The sequence below is a fragment of the Acinetobacter sp. NBRC 100985 genome (assembly GCF_000241225.1).
Classification (GTDB): Bacteria; Pseudomonadota; Gammaproteobacteria; order Pseudomonadales; family Moraxellaceae; genus Acinetobacter; species Acinetobacter venetianus.
Genome location: NZ_BAEB01000001.1, coordinates 131,512 through 151,123 on the forward strand (window position 1 = coordinate 131,512; position 19,612 = coordinate 151,123).

The 19,612-nt window shown below is 40.7% G+C and carries 15 protein-coding genes; 9 read left to right on the forward strand and 6 right to left on the reverse strand.

Annotated features, from left to right (window positions below; genetic code table 11):
- The first annotated feature begins 94 nt into the window (after positions 1-94).
- A complete protein-coding gene (locus ACT4_RS00670) occupies positions 95-1,015 on the forward strand; it encodes a DMT family transporter (RefSeq protein WP_007478619.1) in 921 nt (306 codons plus the stop codon).
- A 392-nt stretch (positions 1,016-1,407) separates the two neighbouring features.
- On the opposite strand, the gene ACT4_RS00675 is transcribed toward ACT4_RS00670, so the two are convergent.
- The 3 genes from ACT4_RS00675 to ACT4_RS00685 are packed head-to-tail and all read right to left on the reverse strand — an operon-like array spanning position 1,408 to position 4,312.
- On the reverse strand, positions 1,408-1,977 hold the full coding sequence (locus ACT4_RS00675) for a Sua5/YciO/YrdC/YwlC family protein (protein ID WP_007478621.1): 570 nt from the start codon (positions 1,975-1,977) through the stop codon (positions 1,408-1,410).
- 36 nt (positions 1,978-2,013) lie between these two features.
- On the reverse strand, positions 2,014-3,150 hold the full coding sequence (gene dprA, locus ACT4_RS00680; protein ID WP_034604352.1) for a DNA-processing protein DprA: 1,137 nt from the start codon (positions 3,148-3,150) through the stop codon (positions 2,014-2,016).
- 10 nt (positions 3,151-3,160) lie between these two features.
- Positions 3,161-4,312 (reverse strand): LysM peptidoglycan-binding domain-containing protein, encoded by a 1,152-nt coding sequence (locus tag ACT4_RS00685; protein ID WP_004881966.1) that lies wholly within the window; start codon positions 4,310-4,312, stop codon positions 3,161-3,163.
- 120 nt (positions 4,313-4,432) lie between these two features.
- On the opposite strand from ACT4_RS00685, the gene def reads away from it, so the two are divergent.
- The 3 genes from def to ACT4_RS00700 all read left to right on the forward strand — a co-directional run bounded on the left by def (position 4,433) and on the right by ACT4_RS00700 (position 7,586).
- Positions 4,433-4,963 carry a peptide deformylase gene (gene def, locus ACT4_RS00690; RefSeq protein WP_004881964.1) on the forward strand — a complete coding sequence of 177 codons (531 nt, stop codon included), beginning with the start codon at positions 4,433-4,435 and terminating at the stop codon, positions 4,961-4,963.
- A gap of 21 nt (positions 4,964-4,984) precedes the next feature.
- Positions 4,985-5,422 (forward strand): DUF2946 family protein, encoded by a 438-nt coding sequence (locus ACT4_RS00695; protein WP_007478624.1) that lies wholly within the window; start codon positions 4,985-4,987, stop codon positions 5,420-5,422.
- 73 nt (positions 5,423-5,495) lie between these two features.
- Complete coding sequence (locus ACT4_RS00700; RefSeq protein WP_007478626.1) at positions 5,496-7,586, forward strand: TonB-dependent copper receptor; 2,091 nt, start codon at positions 5,496-5,498, stop codon at positions 7,584-7,586.
- Positions 7,587-7,634: 48 nt separating this feature from the next.
- Here the strand turns inward: ACT4_RS00700 and ACT4_RS00705 are convergent, their stop codons facing one another.
- Positions 7,635-8,396 carry a hypothetical protein gene (locus ACT4_RS00705; RefSeq protein ID WP_007478628.1) on the reverse strand — a complete coding sequence of 254 codons (762 nt, stop codon included), beginning with the start codon at positions 8,394-8,396 and terminating at the stop codon, positions 7,635-7,637.
- 313 nt (positions 8,397-8,709) lie between these two features.
- Positions 8,710-12,204: a PAS domain-containing hybrid sensor histidine kinase/response regulator gene (locus ACT4_RS00710; protein ID WP_171054745.1), complete on the reverse strand. Its 3,495-nt coding sequence runs from the start codon at positions 12,202-12,204 to the stop codon at positions 8,710-8,712.
- Between the two features lie 185 nt (positions 12,205-12,389).
- Between ACT4_RS00710 and ACT4_RS00715 the strand changes: the two genes are divergently transcribed.
- Together ACT4_RS00715 and ACT4_RS00720 are read left to right on the forward strand one after the other, a co-directional pair.
- The gene (locus ACT4_RS00715; protein ID WP_004881955.1) at positions 12,390-12,722 is read left to right on the forward strand and encodes a DUF485 domain-containing protein; all 333 of its coding nucleotides are present in this window, start codon (positions 12,390-12,392) and stop codon (positions 12,720-12,722) included.
- A 1-nt stretch (position 12,723) separates the two neighbouring features.
- A complete protein-coding gene (locus ACT4_RS00720; RefSeq protein WP_007478632.1) occupies positions 12,724-14,439 on the forward strand; it encodes a cation acetate symporter in 1,716 nt (571 codons plus the stop codon).
- A gap of 48 nt (positions 14,440-14,487) precedes the next feature.
- Here the strand turns inward: ACT4_RS00720 and ACT4_RS00725 are convergent, their stop codons facing one another.
- On the reverse strand, positions 14,488-15,696 hold the full coding sequence (locus ACT4_RS00725; protein WP_007478634.1) for an oxygenase MpaB family protein: 1,209 nt from the start codon (positions 15,694-15,696) through the stop codon (positions 14,488-14,490).
- An 85-nt stretch (positions 15,697-15,781) separates the two neighbouring features.
- Here ACT4_RS00725 and ACT4_RS00730 point away from each other — a divergent pair, with 85 nt between their 5' ends.
- The 3 genes from ACT4_RS00730 to ACT4_RS00740 all read left to right on the forward strand — a co-directional run bounded on the left by ACT4_RS00730 (position 15,782) and on the right by ACT4_RS00740 (position 19,259).
- Positions 15,782-16,420: a TetR/AcrR family transcriptional regulator gene (locus tag ACT4_RS00730; protein ID WP_007478636.1), complete on the forward strand. Its 639-nt coding sequence runs from the start codon at positions 15,782-15,784 to the stop codon at positions 16,418-16,420.
- An 11-nt stretch (positions 16,421-16,431) separates the two neighbouring features.
- Positions 16,432-17,130, forward strand: coding sequence for an ion channel (locus tag ACT4_RS00735; protein ID WP_007478639.1), 699 nt, complete (start codon positions 16,432-16,434; stop codon positions 17,128-17,130).
- A 152-nt stretch (positions 17,131-17,282) separates the two neighbouring features.
- Positions 17,283-19,259: a choline BCCT transporter BetT gene (locus tag ACT4_RS00740; protein ID WP_029424896.1), complete on the forward strand. Its 1,977-nt coding sequence runs from the start codon at positions 17,283-17,285 to the stop codon at positions 19,257-19,259.
- Positions 19,260-19,612: the final 353 nt, after the last annotated feature.

Sequence of the window (19,612 nt, forward strand, 5' to 3'; positions counted from 1 at the left end):
CGTAACTGCGATATAAATGTCTGAAATACGATATTTCAATTAAATTAGACATCTTTCACAATACACACATCAGATAAATGTGCTGAGATTGATGATGGTTCAGTTGAGTAAATATCAAAAGTGGGCATTTGTTTTGCCACTGATTGCAGTGTTAATTTGGTCGCTTAATATCGCTGTAACGCGTTATGTTGCTGATTATATTTCACCTGTAAGTATCAGCTTCTATCGTTGGTTTGTCGCTTTTCTGATTTTAACGCCTTTCATGCTGCCAAAAGTGTGGAAGCAACGCGCGGTGATTGGAAAAGATTTAGGTAAACTGGCCGTGTTGAGTGCGTTTGGGATGGTGTTATATCAAGGGCTGTCTTATACCGCTGCCCACTATACGACGGCGACCAACATGGGAATTGTGAATGCCTTTGTTCCAGTCTTTACTATTTTTATTTCCTATCTGATCTTAAAAGATGTGCCAAATCGCTTTGCAATCTTTGGCAGCTTACTGTCATTTGCAGGTCTGATCTATGTGATGAGTCAGGGGCATATCTCCAGCTTATTTGAGCAGGGTGGACACTGGGGCGATGCTGTTATGGTGGTTGCGGTTAGCTTCTACGCATTCTATGGCGTATTCCTCAAAAAATGGCAATTAAAGCTGCCGCTATTGACCAGCCTTTATGTACAAATTGGCTTTGCGTTGTTGTATCACGTACCATTTTTACTTTGGTTTGGCTTAGATGGGATTAATGCTGACAATGCTGCAAGCGTGCTATATGCAGGTGTTTTTCCATCATTGATTGCGCCTTTATTGTGGATGGTGGCTGTTCAAGCAATTGGCCCTAACCGTACCAGTATTTTTATGAATCTTATGCCAGTATTTACCGCAATCATTGCCAGTCTTTGGTTATCTGAGCATTGGACAATCTACCATACGATTGGTGGGATGATGATCCTAGTCGGCATCATAATGGCACAGAAGAAAACCATGAAAGTACCTTCACAGTTAGTTGAAACGGCTTCTTAAATATGAAATGATGAGGTGTGTTTGTTTAAAATAGCAACAAACGCACCAAATTATTTATTAGGCGTTCATTCTTTCTATATGATTTACAAATATATTTTCAATAATGTCGAAATTTACGATCAAAAAAAAGCTGAATAAAAATATAAATATAATTTTATTGAAATTTGAAAACTGACAAAAATGGTGCGCTTTTCACATTTTTTGTTAGATAAATAATATATTTGTATAAGTTGAACGATTGATCCATAATACTTTCCATAGCGAGCTGATTCGTTTTTAGAATGAAGCAGTTGCTAACCAAATTGATGAACCCTCTGGATGTGATTTACACATCCTTTTTATGCTCAGTTATCCCTATATAACTGAGCTTTTTTTTGTGTGAAATTCACTGATTATGCTCGAATGACTTCACCAGTGAGTGCATTGAGGATGCGGCTTGGTTGTTGGCTAAGCCCTAATTCACCCTCTAAATAATTGAGCGAATTACCAAAATAATTTTCTGTTTCGTGCAGACTTTGGGCTGGATTAAGACCCGCAGGATTGGCGCTCGTCGAGACAATAAAACCACCAAAATGATTGCATAACTCGACGCATAAAGGATGAGTCGTAACACGTACAGCCACTAAAGGATGTTGTCCTTTAATCCATGTTGGAATCTGTTCATCCGCTGGTAATAACCATGTGGTTGCACGCTCGGTTGGTTGACGATTTGACCAACTTGCAATGACTTGCTGACGGATTTCAGCGCTGAGACGATGTAGTAAGTGCTCTACTTGATTTAAATGGCCAGCTAATAAAATAACGCCTTTTTCTATTGGGCGATGCTTCAGTTCGAGAATATTTTGAAACGCTTGTTCATTCAATGGATCACAACCCAAGCCCCAAACTGCTTCAGTTGGATAGGCGAGCACTTGACCCTGTTTTAAAAGTTGTGCTGCTTCAGATGTTGAGGATGTGATCATAGGATGAGGATAAGTAAAAGATATGAACTCACTATTTTAAAGCATTGGTCGACAACGTAAATAGCGACCACCTTGTTGCATACATAATCCTAATAACTCAAGTTCCATTAACTGGGCAGTAAGTTCTGCGGCAGAAGTCGGGGAGCTTTGTGCGAGTTGATCTAAATCTTGTCCTACCCAATCAAGCTGCTGATACAGAGGGAGTAAATTCGTTGGAATATGTGTTGGCGTTTCGACTATTTCTTTTTCTTTGCTTGGTTGTTGCTGTGTTTGCCACTGGGTTGGAAGTGCCAAATCTTCAATAATTTGTTCAGGATGATCAATGAGAATAGCACCTTCGCGAATCAGTTGATGGCAACCTTGGTGGAATTCACTGTAGATATGCCCTGGTATTGCAAACACTAGCTTGCCTTGTTCAGCCGCTTTATTCGCAGTAATAAGTGACCCACTTTGTAGTGCGGCCTCAATCACAACAACACCGAGACTCAGACCACTCACAATCCGATTTCTTCGCGGAAAATGTTGCTGTAAAGGCATTGTGGTTGGAAGAAACTCAGTCACGATAGCACCTGATTGAACAATCTGTTGTGCAAGCGTCTTATTTTGAGAAGGATAAACCGTATCTAAGCCTGTTCCCACAACTGCAATGGTCCGATGATGGCTTAAGCCACCACGATGTGCTGCTTCATCAATTCCATGAGCTAAACCACTGCTAATATAAAAACCTTTTTCACTTAAATAATAAGCAAAATCATACGCAACTTGGCGACCATGTGGACTCGGTTTCCGACTCCCAACCATCGCAATTTGCGGTTGTAATAAAGCTTGTGCTTGTCCCTGACCGAATAGAATCGGTGGATGATCTGAATAGGGTAGGAGTTGGGTCGGGTAGTCAATATCTTTTGGCGTGAGAATGAAGTCTGTGTGTTTCTGAATCAGCTGTACAATCTGTTCGAATTTATGTTGGCCCTCAGGGCTGAGAAACTCGTCCAAACGTTTTAAATGATTAGCATGTAAACCAAGTTGTTTCCATTCTGGGAAACGATGTGATTGTGTTGCTTGTTCACAGCTTCCAAAATGTTGGATAATTTTTTGGAAACTTGAGAGAGAATGTTGAACCAAATACCACACCAACACGGTTTGGTAGTGATGGGGTGATAGTTGACTCAACATCGTTTAGAACTTAGTCATCAAGACGAGGTGGTTTGATGTCTGAACCCACTTTGATTGGGAGTTCACTTTCCAATACGTAGGCATAGCTAATACGATCAAAACTCTTAAAGATCATAACACTACCCACATATTGACCCGGTAATTTTACTTTCTCTTTGGTTTTTGGATCACGTACCGTTTCACCCTCTTGGTATGTGCTGAACACTTGACCGATTTCAACACCATCAGCTGTACCACGATCTACCGTAACAACACCATTTTTCGCAGCAGTACCGATTGATCCCATCACACGGATAACTTTACCGCCGTCACGGACTTGGTTTGCATCAGTCGGGTAGAATAATGTGGGTAACATCGCGTCTTGTTCAAGCATCACGCGGTCACCACGACGAACTTCGCCGTTATAACTATCTGTGAGTTCAACTGTAGTAATGTCATTTTCACTGGTAATTGCAACGCCAGATGCCACTTGTGTGAGTTCAACACCTAAGTTTTGCTTTTTACCATTTTGGTCTAACACGATATAAGGTTGACCTTCACGGAATACGCCATAACGCTGACCATTTTCGAGACCTTGACCACGAACATAGACGCTTTGACCTTTACCAGCCAAGACACGGTTATCTGCTGTACCCAGAATATAAGGCGTATTTGCAATTGCCTCAGCAGGAAGTACCGATGTCCGTTCTAACCATTGTTGAATATGCGCCAGTGGAATAACAGGAACACTATTATTTAACGCTTCAATACGTACCTGTGGGCGTAAGTTAGATGTATTCCCAGAATAACGACGGATGATACCATCACAGCCATCGCCTTCATCTTTACCAATTAAAGGTTTACCGTTAAGGCTACAAAGAAGCAGTTTGTCACCTGGATAAATCCAGTGAGGATTTTTCACATGTTTGTTGCTTGCCCAGATTTCAGGCCAACGCCATGGCTTGCTTAAGAATTTTCCAGAAATATCCCAAAGCGTATCGCCTTTTTTCACCACATAAACGTTTGGTGCACCCGCTTTAACAGAAGGAGGGCTGACATTTGGACTTGCTGCATGAGCCAGATTTACGCTCATACCTAATCCCGCACAAATCGCAACCGCAATCAGTTGTTTTTTTAACCCCAAGGCATGAAATGATTGTATGCCGTTTAAAACCTTTTTCATTATCATAATTCCTAAAAATTATGTGTGTAGTTGCGCTATAATAACGACTTTACACACAATTTTTTGATCAAGCATTCCCTTCAGTTGGTTTTCTGATCAATGGCATAAATGAGGAACAGTATGGCCTTATTACCTATTTTAAGTTTTCCTGATTCCCGTCTTCGTACCATTGCTAAGCCAGTCGAAGAAGTCACTGATGATATTCGTCAGCTTGCAGCAGATATGTTAGAAACCATGTACGAGGCACCGGGTATAGGTTTAGCGGCAACTCAGGTTGATCATCATATTCAGCTTATTGTCATGGACCTTTCTGAAGAGAAAAATCAACCGATGGTGTTCATCAACCCCAAAGTCACTCCACTGACTCAAGAAACGCAGCCTTATGAAGAAGGCTGTCTCTCTGTGCCTCAAATATACGACAAAGTTGAGCGTCCGTCACGCGTAAAAATCGAGGCAATTAACCTTGAAGGTCAAGCATTTGAGTTAGAAGCTGACGAACTTCTCGCTGTTTGTATCCAACATGAAATGGATCACTTAAATGGCAAACTTTTTGTTGATTATTTATCGCCGTTAAAACGTCAACGTGCACGTGAAAAAGTCGAAAAAGTGGTTCGCCAACGTGAAAAAGAGAAAGTTACAGTTAAACGTTAAGTTGTACGGTCTTTAATTGAGATGTTTTCTTTGTTTCGTTGTGGTTTGTTGCTTGCATTTACCGCGGTCTGTTTACAGATTGCGGTATTTTTGCAGCCGCTACTTCCGAAGCAGTATCAAATTGCACCAGTCTGTGAAACGATTACCAAAGCTTTATTGTTACCCAAAGTACAAGCTGAGCAGAGTCAATCACAGCACCATGCTCATCATCATTCACATCAATTTGAACAAGTCTCCGCATCTACATCGGCGCATGATCATCATGATCCAAGCCATCAGTGCCAGTATTGTACAGTCTATGCCAATCTGATATTGCCGCCTGAGTTGGGTGTAAAAGAAGTTCTGGTTCGGATCCAAGTTCGTTTAGTTGCGTATCAGCAAGCGTTTCGCCACGTTTTCTTCTTACTGCAACGACTATTCTTATTACCTCAAGGGCGAGCTCCGCCACTCTTTGCATAAATTAAAACGTCAATTTCATTAGGGTTTTCAAAACTCTAGCTTAGTTTTACTTATGTTTTAAGAGAGACCGATCATGGCTCAACCTAAATTTTTATTACAACCACTGACGGTTGCGATTCTTGCTGCCTCAAATACAACAGTTTTATGGGCAAATACCGATGTACAGTCAGAACAACCAGCCCCTGTTGTTTTAGCGCCAATTGTTGTTACAGCGGTACAGCCGAATGATGCAAATGGATTGATTATCCATGCTGATCCTAAACAACCGATTCAACCCATTCCCGCAACGGATGGGGCGGATTATTTACAAAGTATCATGGGTTTTAATGCCATTAAGAATGGTGGAACCAATGGTGATGTGACTTTCCGCGGCATGTTTGGTTCACGGATTAAGATGCTTGTTGATGGTAGTGAAAATCTGGGTGCATGTCCGAATCGTATGGATGCGCCGACTTCTTATATTCAGCCAGAAAGTTTCGATAAAATTACTGTGATTAAAGGGCCACAAACGGTGCAATATGCAACGCCTGGCTCTGCTGCAACGGTAATATTTGAGCGTCAGCCTGAAAACCTGAGTAAAGATCAGCCTTATCGTGGGCAAGCCAGTGTTTTAATCGGTTCGTATGGTCGATTAGATCATAATGTAGAAGCTGCAATTGGCGATGAAACTAAATATGCACGTTTAAATGTGAATCGTTCTGTCGCAGATGACTATAAAGATGGGGATGATCAAAGCATTCACTCAAATTGGGAGCGTTGGAATGCTGATCTTGCCTTGGGTTGGAAACCAACTGAGGATTCGTGGTTGGAACTACGTGCAGGCAAGGGTGATGGTGAAGCTGCTTATGCAGGGCGCACTATGGATGGCTCGCAGTTTAAGCGTGAAAGTTTAGGATTACACGCTGAACAGAAAAATATCACAGAGGTGATTAAGAAAATTGAAGCCCAAGTGGACTACAGTTATAACGATCATGTGATGGATAATTATAGTTTACGCACGCCGCCGATGACGACGATGAAGATGCACGGTATGGAGATGACTGTACCGAATAAGATGTCGATGCGCGTTGATCGCCGTACTTTAAATACACGTCTTGCAGTAACAACTGATTGGGATAAATTTAGCGTCGTTTCTGGTGTGGATACACAGCAGAATAAACATGGCGGTGACATGGTGATGTATGCCATGCCATCCATGAACTCGCCGTATGCTGAAGACTTAAAATTCCAATCTTATGGGGCTTTTAGTGAATGGACATATGCCTTTGATCCAGATCAAAAATTAGTTGCTGGCGCACGTGTTGATCAGGTCAAGATTGATAATCTGGAAAATGGTAAAGACCGTAAAGATACTTTGCCAAGCGGTTTTATCCGTATTGAGAAGAATCTACCTGAGTATGGATTAAAAACTTACGCAGGTTTGGGTTATGTGGAACGTACACCTGATTTTTGGGAATTGTATAGCACGTCAACAGATCGAGGTGTTGGCACAACAGATATGATGGGTGTGACAACTTATCGTATGCTGGATAATTTAGACAATCTCAAGACTGAACGTACGGCACAACTTGACCTTGGCTTCCAAGCTGAACATGGTGCTTGGAATGCATGGGCATCAGCTTATGCTGGTTTGATTAAAGACTTCATCTTAATGGAATATACGCCAAGTAAGAGACAGCCATTGGCTCGTAATGTTGATGCCACAATTGCAGGCGCAGAAGCCGGTGTTGGCTATCAATTTACGGATCGTCTCCAAGCTGATGTTTCAACCATGTATGCTTGGGGTGAAAATACATCCGATGATCGAGCTTTACCACAAATTGCACCTTTGGAAGGGCGACTCAATCTTCGTTATGTCGATGAAAAATATAGTTTAGGTCTATTATGGCGTGCGGTTGCTAAGCAAAGTCGTGTGAGTTTGAATGAAGGTAATGTCGTTGGCTATGATATGAATGAAAGCAAAGCATTCAATACATTGGCAGTGAATGGAACTTATAAACTGACTGATGCTGTAGATGTTTCGGTAGGGATTGATAACGTTTTGGACAAAGCTTACACCGAGCATTTAAATAAAGCAGGTGCGTCGATGTTTGGTTACGCAGCTACTGAGCAGTTCAATAATATTGGACGTAATTACTGGATGCGTATGAGCATGAAGTTCTAAGTGATGAAAAAACAAGGTGGATGATTCCACCTTGTTTTATTTGCGTTTTTAAGCCAAGCAATCTTGTTTTGGCATCAAACTATCGCAATACAAGGGATTAAGAGCACATTGCAAATCATCGATTTGTTCTTGAGTCACATAACCTTTTGCTTTGAGATATTCAGCAACACGGTCATCTCTTAAGCTCAAGAACGCGGCATCATAAACACCTAAATCCACGAACATTGCAGCGGTTTCTAAACTATTAAAATGATCGAGAAAGACATCATTTTCATGCATCAAGAATATATGTGTCAGTGCAGCTTGTGAATTTACTTTCAAACGTTGAGCCAATTGTTCTGGACGCGTTTTAATAAATAACAGATCAGAAAGTTCATCAAATTGAGTTTTATCTAATTCGCTGTTACCTGATTTGACATGCCCTAGCCATGCTTTAAAGACCAATACAGCACCACCACGTAACAACATACTCCACATTTGATGGCGTGTTTCATGGTCGAGATGTGCTGATTCATTTTCTAAGACTTGAAGAAATTGTTCTTCTTGCTGCGCTAACTTATCAAATAAGCCCAGTCCTTGAGGATGGTAAGCCGCAGGTGCAAAAACATCAAAATTTAATTCGTGGAAAACTTTTAACGCCAGTGGAACAGCTGCTTGATACAGTGTATTGAGTGCGCGAAGGTGAACATCATTAAGTTCACTTTGTCCAAAAACTTTTTGCCAGTCTAACTCAGGTAATAATGCGTTAGCACTGTATTGACGATAAAATTGTAGAGCGTTCTGTTCTGAAATGGCTGAATTGCTATTCATGATCATTGTCCTTTATGACGGTCTTGTTAGAAACCCAAAAAGGAAAAGCCTAGGTTTCTATCAGTTTGATCAATTTATGAGGGATTCAGAATGCAAGTAGAATACGACTAAAGTTGTAGATGTCGGTTTTTATAATAATAAATAATTTAAAAACAATATCTTGTGTAATTGTAAGTAAGTGTACAAACGTTCACTAATGTAAGTGATAATTTTTGCCATAGGCAAAGGTCATTTGAGCACTTTGGTCAATTTTATATCAAACAAAGTGCCTTTTTCTGAACAATTTTGCCTATGTAACAAAATAATTTGCTACTTAAGACATTGGCATGATTTTTAAGCCTGACAACCATGCACGCAAGCCAGCTGGTTTTAGTGGTTTTCTCAGTAAAATGATATTCTGCTGCTTTAAACGTTGCGGCAACTCAGGATCAGAATCAGCTGTAATTAAGGCCACAGGAATATTGGCAGTTCGATATTGTTCAATAAAATCGAGACCACGTTGTTCATTATTCAAGTGCTGGTCAATGAGCCAGACTTGAATATCATTTTCTTGGATCAATTTGAGGGCTTCATCTGGCTCTGTTGCCGTGAAAATTTGGTATCCCCATTTACTCAGTAGCGTACGCATACCTTCCAAAATCGTTTCGTCATTATCCAAACACAACACTTTATATGCCGTATGTTGCAGTGCGGTCATAGTTGGTGTAATAGTTTCAATTTGAGGTGTTGCTGCGAGAGGCACTTCAATCATGAAGCATGAGCCTTTGCCAAGTTCAGAATAAACATGCACAGGAAAATCAAGCAGACTGGTCATACGCTGCACGATGGCAAGACCCAAACCAAGCCCTTGTTCGCCCCAAGGTGATGTATGACCACAGCGTTCAAATTCTTGGAAGAGTTTGACGCGTTGCTGTTCATTGATTCCCGGTCCTGTATCCCAGACACCGATTCGAATATGATTTGGAAGCTGTGCTGAGCGAAGCACCCCAACGACGACGCGTCCTTGCGCGGTATAACGTAATGCATTGCTGACAAAATTTTGAATAATCCGTCGCATCCATTGAGGATCGGTATCTACCCAAAATTGAGTGTCATGGACTTTAAGTTGTATATCGCGTTGAGCTGCAATGGATTTGAATTGAAGTTCCAGATCACTGAGTAGATCATGTAGTGAATAAGGCTGACGCTTCGGTTGAATCGTACCGCCTTCTAAGCGTGCAATATCGAGCAGGGCAGAGAGCATACTTTCTGCACCATATAAGGCACGATCTAATTGCTGTAAAGTTTGTTGATCTTCGGGACTTTCAACACTTTGTTCCAATGCCGTACTAAACAAGCGAGCAGCATGCATAGGTTGAAGTAGATCGTGGCTGGCTGCGGCCAAAAAGCGACTTTTTGATTGATTGGCTTTGTCTGCTTGTTCCAAGGCAAGCTGCTGTTCAGTCAATGCATCGGCTAACTGGCGTGTACGATCACTCACTCTTTCTTCGAGAATGGCTTCATTTTCACGGAAAGCCGTAATATCAGCAAATGTAGTGACAAAGCCACCGCCTTCAATGGGATTTCCGCGCATTTGAATCACTAGGCCATCTTTACGAATACGTTCGAATTCATGGGCACTTCCTACTTTCATCCAATGGATACGTTTACGCACATGCTCTTCAACAGGGCCGGGGCCACATTCTCCACGTTCCGCGTTATAGCGAATCAAATCAGCAATTGGACAGCCGACATAAACCAAATCCTTTGGATAATCAAAAAGTTTAAGGTATTGATTATTCCACGCGACCAAACACATATTTTTATCGACCACACTCACCCCTTGGGTCATATGATCAATCATGGTCATCAATAAATTTTGATTAAAGCGCTGCCATTGAGATGCTTGGTCTAGGATGTTGGCGACTTGTCCTAAAGCAAGTCCATTATTGATCAAGGCTGTGGTCAGTAAGGTACGTGCCGAAGCTGCACCGATAATCCCCGCTAGATATTGTTCGGTAAAACGCCACCACATCCCATTCGCCACATGATTTTCGTTGAGTACGACATGATTTTGTTCACAAAATTGTTGGAATGCTTGGGTGGTTGGTCGGTCACCTGTAATTCGCTTCGCCAATGCCAATAAATCACCTACTTTGAGACGCGCTGCGTTGTGATGTAAATCGGTCAAATCTGTAGAGGTTTTGGCAAAAGGAAGGGGTTTGCTTTCATAATAGAAAAAGCTTTCAGCCTGTATCTGCTCTGCCACACTTGGGCGATAAAGGCGAGAAACCCAAATATAGGATGCGATATTTAATCCAAGTGACCATAAAACTCCATGAGTTAGTGGTGCAAAAGACTCAAAGCCAAGTATGGCTTCAGGGCGTAGACCATTAATATCAAATGGACCAAATAACAAAATATGCTGAGCTAAGTCTTGGTAATGATCAGGTAGGCTGCGCAATACAGTTGGGAATAAGAGTGTATAGCTCCACATCAAAAAGCCAATGATTAAACCCGCATAAACTCCCTGACGACTTGCCCCACGCCAATATAAACCACCGATTAACGCAGGTGAAAATTGTGCAACAGCACTAAAGGCCAATAAACCAAATACAGAAAGTTGGTTGATATCATTGAAGAAATGGAAAAATAAGAATCCTAACAACATCACGCTGACAATACTGATGCGTCGAGTTAGTTTTAGTACTCTTGGTAAATGTTGATCTTGGCGTGAAATGATTTTAAATCGCCAAAGTGCAGGCATGATCAAGTCATTACTGAGCATGATTGATAAGGCAACCGAGGCCACCAATAGCATTCCTGTAGATGCTGAAAAACCACCTAAAAATGCCAATAAAGCTAACCATTCTTGTTCATAGCTCAGCGGCAAGGCAAGTACTGCAATGTCAGGCGTACCAAGGGATTCAGGTAAAGAATGCAGTGCCCAACTTGCGATTGGGATAATGGCAATAATGGTTAAAATCAAATAAACCGCAAACCAGCGACGTGCACCACGAATATGTTTTTCATCTCTTAATTCCACCACGGCTACATGGAACTGGCGTGGTAAACAAATCATGGCTAATGCGGCTAAAAGCGTTTGAATCCAGAAAGTTTCAGGTACGCCAAGCTCCTGTAAATCATGAAAATGCTGACTGACATCGGTGCTGACTTGTTTAATATTTTCAGGTGATTGTAATAAGAAAAAACCAGCAACACAGAGCAAAGCAAATAACTTAACAAAGGATTCAAATGCCACAGCAAGCATTAAGCCACCATGCTGCTCGGTGTGGGCAATATGACGTGTTCCGAATATCATTGCCAAAATCGCGAGCAGGGCAGTGAGCAGTAATACGCTATTTGTGGTTGTCGTCACATGCGCATTTTGTTCGAGAATGACGGATGCACTGAGCGCAATCGCACGCAACTGCAAAGCAAGATAAGGAATAATGGCGATGACGGCCAAAATTGTGACCAGTGCAGCGAGGCTACCACTTTTGCCATAGCGGGCAGCGACAAAATCTGCAATTGAGGAGATTGCATGATATTGCCGAATACGCCCGAGACGTTTCCAAATATCGTAACCAAACCAAATAAAAAGTAATGGACCGAGATAAATTGGTAGAAAAATCACACCTTCACGAACTGCTGCGCCTGTTGCGCCGTAAAAAGTCCATGATGAGCAATATACGCCTAAAGTTAAACTGAACAGCAGCATTCGACCGCGCATACTCAAACGACTTGCATGTTTTTCTCCAAAAAATGCACAGCCGAATAGCACCACGATATATATGGCAAGAACCCCAATAATAAGCCAGCTATTCATATTGCCCACGTGATCAAATTCCATTTTTTATCATACCCGATGCACAGGTATTGAGATGAGTAGAGATTTGCATTTAGAGACCAAAGTCTAAGTTACGAGTCAAGCTAATTCTTGTTAATTTGGATAATGAAAAATCCCATTTGAAAAAGGGGTCCATGGTTGGACACAAAAATAAGGAGTTGGTTATGGATGATTCACAGGTAGATCGAATTCTACATAATCCAAAGTTTCAAGAGATGGTTAGCAAGAAGCGTACATTAAGTTGGACATTAACAGCAATTATGTTGGTTATCTACGTCGGCTTCATGCTTTTGGTTGGCTATAACAAAGAGTTTTTAGCAAGTTCATTTAGCGGTGGTGTGACAACATGGGGTATGCCTCTTGGTTTAGGTATTATCGTGTTGTCTTTCGTGTTGTGTGGTGTGTATTCATATATCGCTAACAATAAACTCGATCAGCTAAATGAAGATGCCCTCAAGGAAGTTGAGGCGATCACACATGAAAAAGGGATGCACTGAGATGAAAGGGACATCATTTAAAGCGACATTACTCGCGCTCGTAGGCCTACTCAGTTCTAGTCTTGCTTTTGCTGGCCCAGATTTAGGTGCAGCAGAACAGCAAGCAACCAACTGGCATGCGATTATCATGTTTACGATCTTTGTCGGTTTCACATTGTTCATTACTAAATGGGCAGCGAAACAAACGCAATCGACTCAAGATTTCTATACTGCTGGTGGTGGTATCAGTGGTTTCCAAAATGGTTTGGCGATTGCGGGTGACTATATGTCAGCGGCATCTTTCCTCGGTATTTCTGCATTGGTGTTTAGCTCAGGCTTTGATGGCTTGCTCTATTCACTTGGTTTCATGGTGGGTTGGCCGATCGTTCTATTCCTAGTCGCAGAGCGTTTACGTAACCTAGGTAAATACAACCTTTCAGACGTTGTGTCTTTTCGCTTAGAGGAAAAACCTGTTCGTACACTTGCTGCATTAAGTTCATTAGTGGTTGTTGCATTCTATTTGATTGCTCAAATGGTAGGTGCAGGTCAGCTAATCAAACTATTGTTTGGTTTGAACTATAACATCGCTGTCGTAATCGTGGGCTTACTCATGATGGCTTACGTGATGTTCGGCGGTATGTTAGCGACAACTTGGGTGCAAATTATTAAAGCTGTGCTATTACTCAGTGGCGCAACTTTCATGGCATTCATGGTAATGAAAGCAGTTGGCTTTAGCTTTACCAATATGTTCAACCAAGCCATTGGTGCATATGGTCAAGCACATAGCTTAAGCTGGGAAGAAGCGGCACATATTATGGGGCCGGGTAAATTGGCAGCCAATCCAATTGATGCATTATCGCTTGGTCTTGCATTGATGTTCGGTACAGCAGGTTTACCACATATCTTAATGCGTTTCTTTACAGTTAAAGATGCAAAAGAAGCACGTAAATCAGTTGTTGTAGCAACAGGTTTCATTGGTTACTTCTATCTTTTAACGTTCATTATCGGTTTTGGTGCGATCTTATTTGTTGCAAACAACCCTCAATTCCTTGATGTAGCAAAAGCTGCTATGACTGGTAAGTTAGAGTTGGTGGGTGGTAACAACATGGCTGCGGTTCACTTAAGTGATGCTGTTGGTGGCGACCTGTTCATGGGCTTCATTTCAGCAGTTGCTTTCGCGACGATCCTTGCCGTTGTTGCTGGTTTAACACTTTCAGGTGCTTCTGCGATTTCACATGACCTTTATGCAAACGTATTCAAGAAAGGGAAAACGACACCTGAATCTGAATTACGTATGTCTAAAATTGCAACTTTAGGTTTGGCGATTTTTGCAATGATCCTCGGGATCTTGTTTGAAAAGCAAAACGTTGCGTTCATGGTTGGTTTAGCATTCTCAGTAGCTTGTTGTGCAAACTTCCCAGTTCTTGTGTTATCAATGTTCTGGAAAGGTTTAACAACTCGTGGTGCGGTGATTGGTGGTGTGGTTGGTTTGCTTGGTGCAGTGATCTTAATTATCCTCTCTAAAGCAGTTTGGGTAGATACTCTAGCGATTTCTGAATCTGCACCTAACCCATTCAATGGTCCAGCATTATTTGCAATGCCATTATCGTTCTTCTGCTGTTGGTTCTTCTCTGTAACTGATAAATCAGCACGTGCAGAAAAAGAACGTAAAGCATTTGACGCTCAGTTCGTGCGTTCAATGACAGGTATCGGCGCTTCTGGTGCATCTGACCACTAAGCTCAACGATTCAAAAAAGCCCTCATGAACTGAGGGCTTTTTTATGTTTTATTGATGCATACTGGCAAGTTTTTGACCTTGATTTCGATACAAAGACAATCCCATTTTCTGTAAATTTCGACCTTTCTCTTCAAGGAAATGATTTAATTTCGGAAGATATTTTGCACCGCTATATAAAGTTAAATTCCGACAAATCAGATAATAGGCAAACCATGACGCTGATTGTGGTGCCAAGCCTAAGTTTTTCATTTTCTTACGACCTATAAAAAACTGGGTAATTTCTAAATGCTGTCGATAAGCCAATTGCTGCTGAAAGCCTCTTAAATAACGATATTTACGTTCAAAAGGCTCTTTCGATAAGCTAGAACCCAATGAAATACTGCTTTCATCCGATTTAGGATGGGCAAACTGCATCCAATAAATCAGCTTCCAGCCTTCAGACTCTTTATCGACGAGCCATTTTTCTTCAACGCCCATCAGCCAACCCGCATATTTCCAAAAGTGTAGGAAACTTTCGACTTCTTGTTGTGTCGGAAAAATACCTAGTGCACGAATGCCAAGTAACACGACTCCACTAAATGCAATATTGGTCATGGCTTGATCATATTGATTGATCGGCAAACCCCAAGTCTCAGCATCCCATTTCTCAGATTTTTTAAGTTGATGGCGGACTAGAGAATGAATAAAGCGAACAAAAATAGTTGAAGTAAAACCTTTACTAAAACGTTCGAAGCCATCTGGTTCAGTAATATCAACCCACCATTTGGTTGTTTCGGCGAGACGTGTTCCAGCTTGCTTTTTTAAGGCACCTGTCAATACCAAAGGTTGATTAAAACCTGGGTACATGTAGCCCGTCATGAGTGATAAGTCTCGAAGGATAAAACCATTATTTGCACCTAAGCGATAAGTAAATTTAATGGCCTCATCGATTTTGCTTTGCTCATACCAGTGTGGTTTTGCTTCAATCATCCTGAAAAACCGAGCAAGTTCTGGGATCTCATGTGGAAGTTGATCAATACCTTCATAAAGAGCTATTTCAAAATATTTACGATGCTCTCGAGGATTCTGCATAACCCATTGCATGACTTGATCCATGGGTTCATCACCACTTTGTAAAGCATTATTCAGTGCTAAATATTCGTCATAGCTGGGCTGCACATCTTGATCAATCATATAGCGCAAGATTTTGGTTTTGAGATTGGATTGAATCATTTTTTCAAATGAGGCTAAACGTGTCGGTTTGTTGATGCTTTGCATTGCATAACACCTTTGCTTGTTATTTAATCAAAGCTTAATATGAATAAATATTCGCATTCAATTCGCATTTATTTTGAGGTTGGAAATGAGAAAAAGACCGCAACAACAGCGTGCAAAAATGATTGTAGAAAGTATTTTAGAGGGAACACAAAAATGTATTTCTGAATATGGGGTATTACAACTGACCACACCAAAAATTTCAGAAAAATCAGGTGTTAGTGTGGGTTCTATTTACCAGTATTTCGAAAATAAAGAGCAAATTGTTGCTGAACTATTACTAAGAAAAAGTGAAGATTTGGGGCAGGCACTTAAACAGTTGGTCATGCTACAACAACATGCAACTATTCAAGACATTATCACATTGAGTATTGCGTTTGGCTTTGAATCGTTAAAGTCAGATCATGGTTTCTTTATCGAAATCTTAAAGAATTGGCATGCTTATAGTGATTCTGAGGCAGCCCAAGTTCTAGAAAGACATTTTTTAGAAATAGGCATGTATTTATTTGGTCGTTATTATCCGCAATGGGACTTTGAAACACTAAAACATAAATCTTTTGTGATCATTAATAGTACTTTATTTACCATGATGCGCTATGCCAGTAAAAATACTTTTTTGATCGAAGAACAACGATTACAACAAGAACTTTCCACGATGATTGTGACATTTTTAGATGCAGCATCATTGAGTAGATCAGAAACAGATGTGATGCGCCGTGATAAATAAAGGACAATAATATGCAAACTTTACGACAATTTTGGAATACTTTTCGTTTGCTACCATCCGCTTGGCTGCTTATGGTTCAATTGGCCTTACTCATTTTTAGCACCGTGACGTATGGCGATAATCAATATAAAGCGTTGACTTGGTCACTGGGTGTTTTAGCCTTATTAATTATTGCAAAAGTTATTCGCCAGTCGCCAGTTTTTACTTTTTGGGGACTGTTTTTTGTGAGTGGGGCATTTGTATTTTCGATTCTTATTTTTATTGGTTTTGATAGTCAAATTGTTCAAATTACAGCACATAGTTTTGAAGCACTTGCTTATTTCTATGCGGCTTATGGGTTGATTCGTTATATGTTTGCAGATCGTTATCTGACAAAGGATGAGTTGTTTGCTGCTGGAGCGGTCTTTACTTTGATCGCATGGGCATTTGCCTTTCTTTATAGTATTTGCCAGATTGTTATTCCCAATAGTTTTCAAAATCCAAATCAGCCACAAGAACTACAGCGATGGTTAGATTTATTATTTCTCAGCTTTAGTTTGCAGTCAGCGACAGGACTTTCTGATGTCATGCCAATTAGTCCTGCGGCTCGCGGAATTACCATGCTGCAAATGTTTGGTGGGGTAATGTACTTCGCTGTTATTGTTTCAAGATTAATTGCCTTGCAATACATTCCGCATGTTTTGAATAGGTCGACAAAAGAGAAAGATTAGCTTTTGTTACAGCATTACAACTGCTTTATTTTTCACATTTTTTATACTATTGATCGAGTTTTGCGTGTTCTGAACTCGCTTTTAATCACATTGTGAATGCCTTATTTGACTTTAAAGTCTGTCGATTATCATTACAAAAACATGGGGGAATCATGCCTTCCAAAACAATATCCTCGTTGTCGAATGTCAACAGGAACGTATTCTTTAGTACGGTACTGATTATTGCAATGTTCTTGGTCTTTGCAATTGTCGCACCTCATCTATTTGAAACATTAACCTCTCAAGCTAAACAGTGGATTACAGATTCTTTTAGTTGGTTCTATATTCTCTGTGTTGCTATTTTCCTTGTGCTTCTCGTCTACATCGCCTGTTCTTCCAGCGGAAATATTAAGTTAGGTCCTGATCATAGTCAGCCTGAGTACGGGAATGGTTCGTGGTTCGCGATGTTATTTACAGCGGGTATGGGCGTCGGTCTGATGTTCTTTGGTGTGGCAGAGCCTGTCATGCATTATGTAACCCCACCGAATAGTGACCCTGAAACCGTAGCCGCAGCCAAAGAAGCTTTACGTATTACGCTCTTCCACTGGGGCGTACATGCTTGGGCTGTATATGCGTTGGTTGGTTTATCACTTGCTTATTTTGCCTATCGTCATAACTTACCTTTGAAAACGCGTTCTGCGTTATATCCAATTATTGGTAAACGTATTTATGGTCGATGGGGTGATGCAATTGATACCTTTGCGACCGTAGGTACCATCTTTGGTGTTGCGACCTCACTCGGCTTCGGTGTTCTGCAAGTCAATGCTGGATTAAATTACTTATTCGGTATTGAACAAAGTGTTCCCACTCAAATTGGATTGATTATTTTTGTCAGTATTTTGGCTGGACTCTCTGTTTTCGCAGGTCTTGATAAGGGCGTAAAACGCTTATCAGAACTGAATCTAATTCTTGCTGTACTTTTAGTAGTTTTTGTTTTCTTGGCAGGTCCAACGATTCATCTATTACGCACAACAGTCGAGAATACAGGGCAATATCTATCTAATCTTTTTGTGATGACGTTCAATTTGCAAGCCTACGATTCAACAGGTTGGATTGGTGGTTGGACAGTATTCTACTGGTCGTGGTGGATTGCATGGTCTCCATTTGTTGGGATGTTCATTGCTAGAGTTTCTCGTGGTCGAACAGTACGAGAATTTATTCTCGGTGTCATTCTGATTCCAACAGGCTTCACGATTGTATGGATGGGGTTCTGGGGAAATGCTGCACTATTTAGCATTATGCAAGAAAATAATATTGCTTTAATGGAAATGGTGCAGAAGGATTCGTCAGTAGCACTTTTTGAGTTTTTAAATCATTTACCATTCTCAGGTCTCATGAGTATGGTGGCTGCAATTCTAGTGCTTTTATTCTTTGTGACTTCTGCTGACTCTGGTGCTTTGGTTGTTAATTATTTAACTGCTAACACTGAAGATACGCCTGCATGGCAACGTGTGTTTTGGGTAGTTTTAATTGCGGCATTGACAGTGTGCTTATTATTAGTCGGTGGTTTGGCAACTCTACAAGCATCTATGTTGGTTAGTGCGCTGCCTTTTGCCTTAATTATGATGTTGATGGGGTGGGGGCTATTAAAAGCCTTAAATCTAGATGCAACTAAAGCCAGAATGTTGAATGAGGCCCGCACTACGCCTAGAGCGATCAATAATCCAAGAAGTTGGCAACAACGTTTAGGATTAATCATGCACTATCCTCACACTGAAGAGGAAGTGAAGGTTTATATTGATACTCAAGTCAGAAAGGCTTTTGAAAGTATCCAACGGGAGTTCAAGCGCCGTCATCTTGAAGTGGATATTCAAAATACTGAACAAGGTTTGCAGCTACGTGTTGACCATCACCATGAGATTAACTTTATCTATACGGTATATGCACATGAAACAGTGCCACCAAGTTTTATGTTAGGACAAGGTGATGCGGATGAGGCTCAATATTATCAAGCAGAAGTTTTCTTAAGAGAAGGCGGACAAAACTATGATGTGATGGATTGGACACAAGAAGATTTGATCCAAGACATTATTGATCAGTATGAACGTCATCTTTACTTCTTAAATATTGTAAGAGGCACGGCTTCTTAACAGAAGATTCTAATTGAAATATTGAAAACAACGGTTTTGGGCTTCTCAAAACCGTTGTTTTTATTTAGGTGGTTAGCTTTTGAACATGTGGAGAATGCCTGAAAGATTTTCTAGACAAATGATTTGTTCAAAATAAGAACTAAAAATAAGGATAAAGCAGTTTTATTGCTGATAATAAAAACATATTTTAAATAAAATTAAATAATTACAATTACTTATGGTGGTTTATGCTGCTTTTAAGATGATTGGTAAATTTTAAACCATATAAATCAGTTAATTAGAGTCACTTGAGTTTAAAAATAAAACAACCGAATCTTTTAATTTTTAAAAGTGCTTGCAAGCGTAGAGGAATG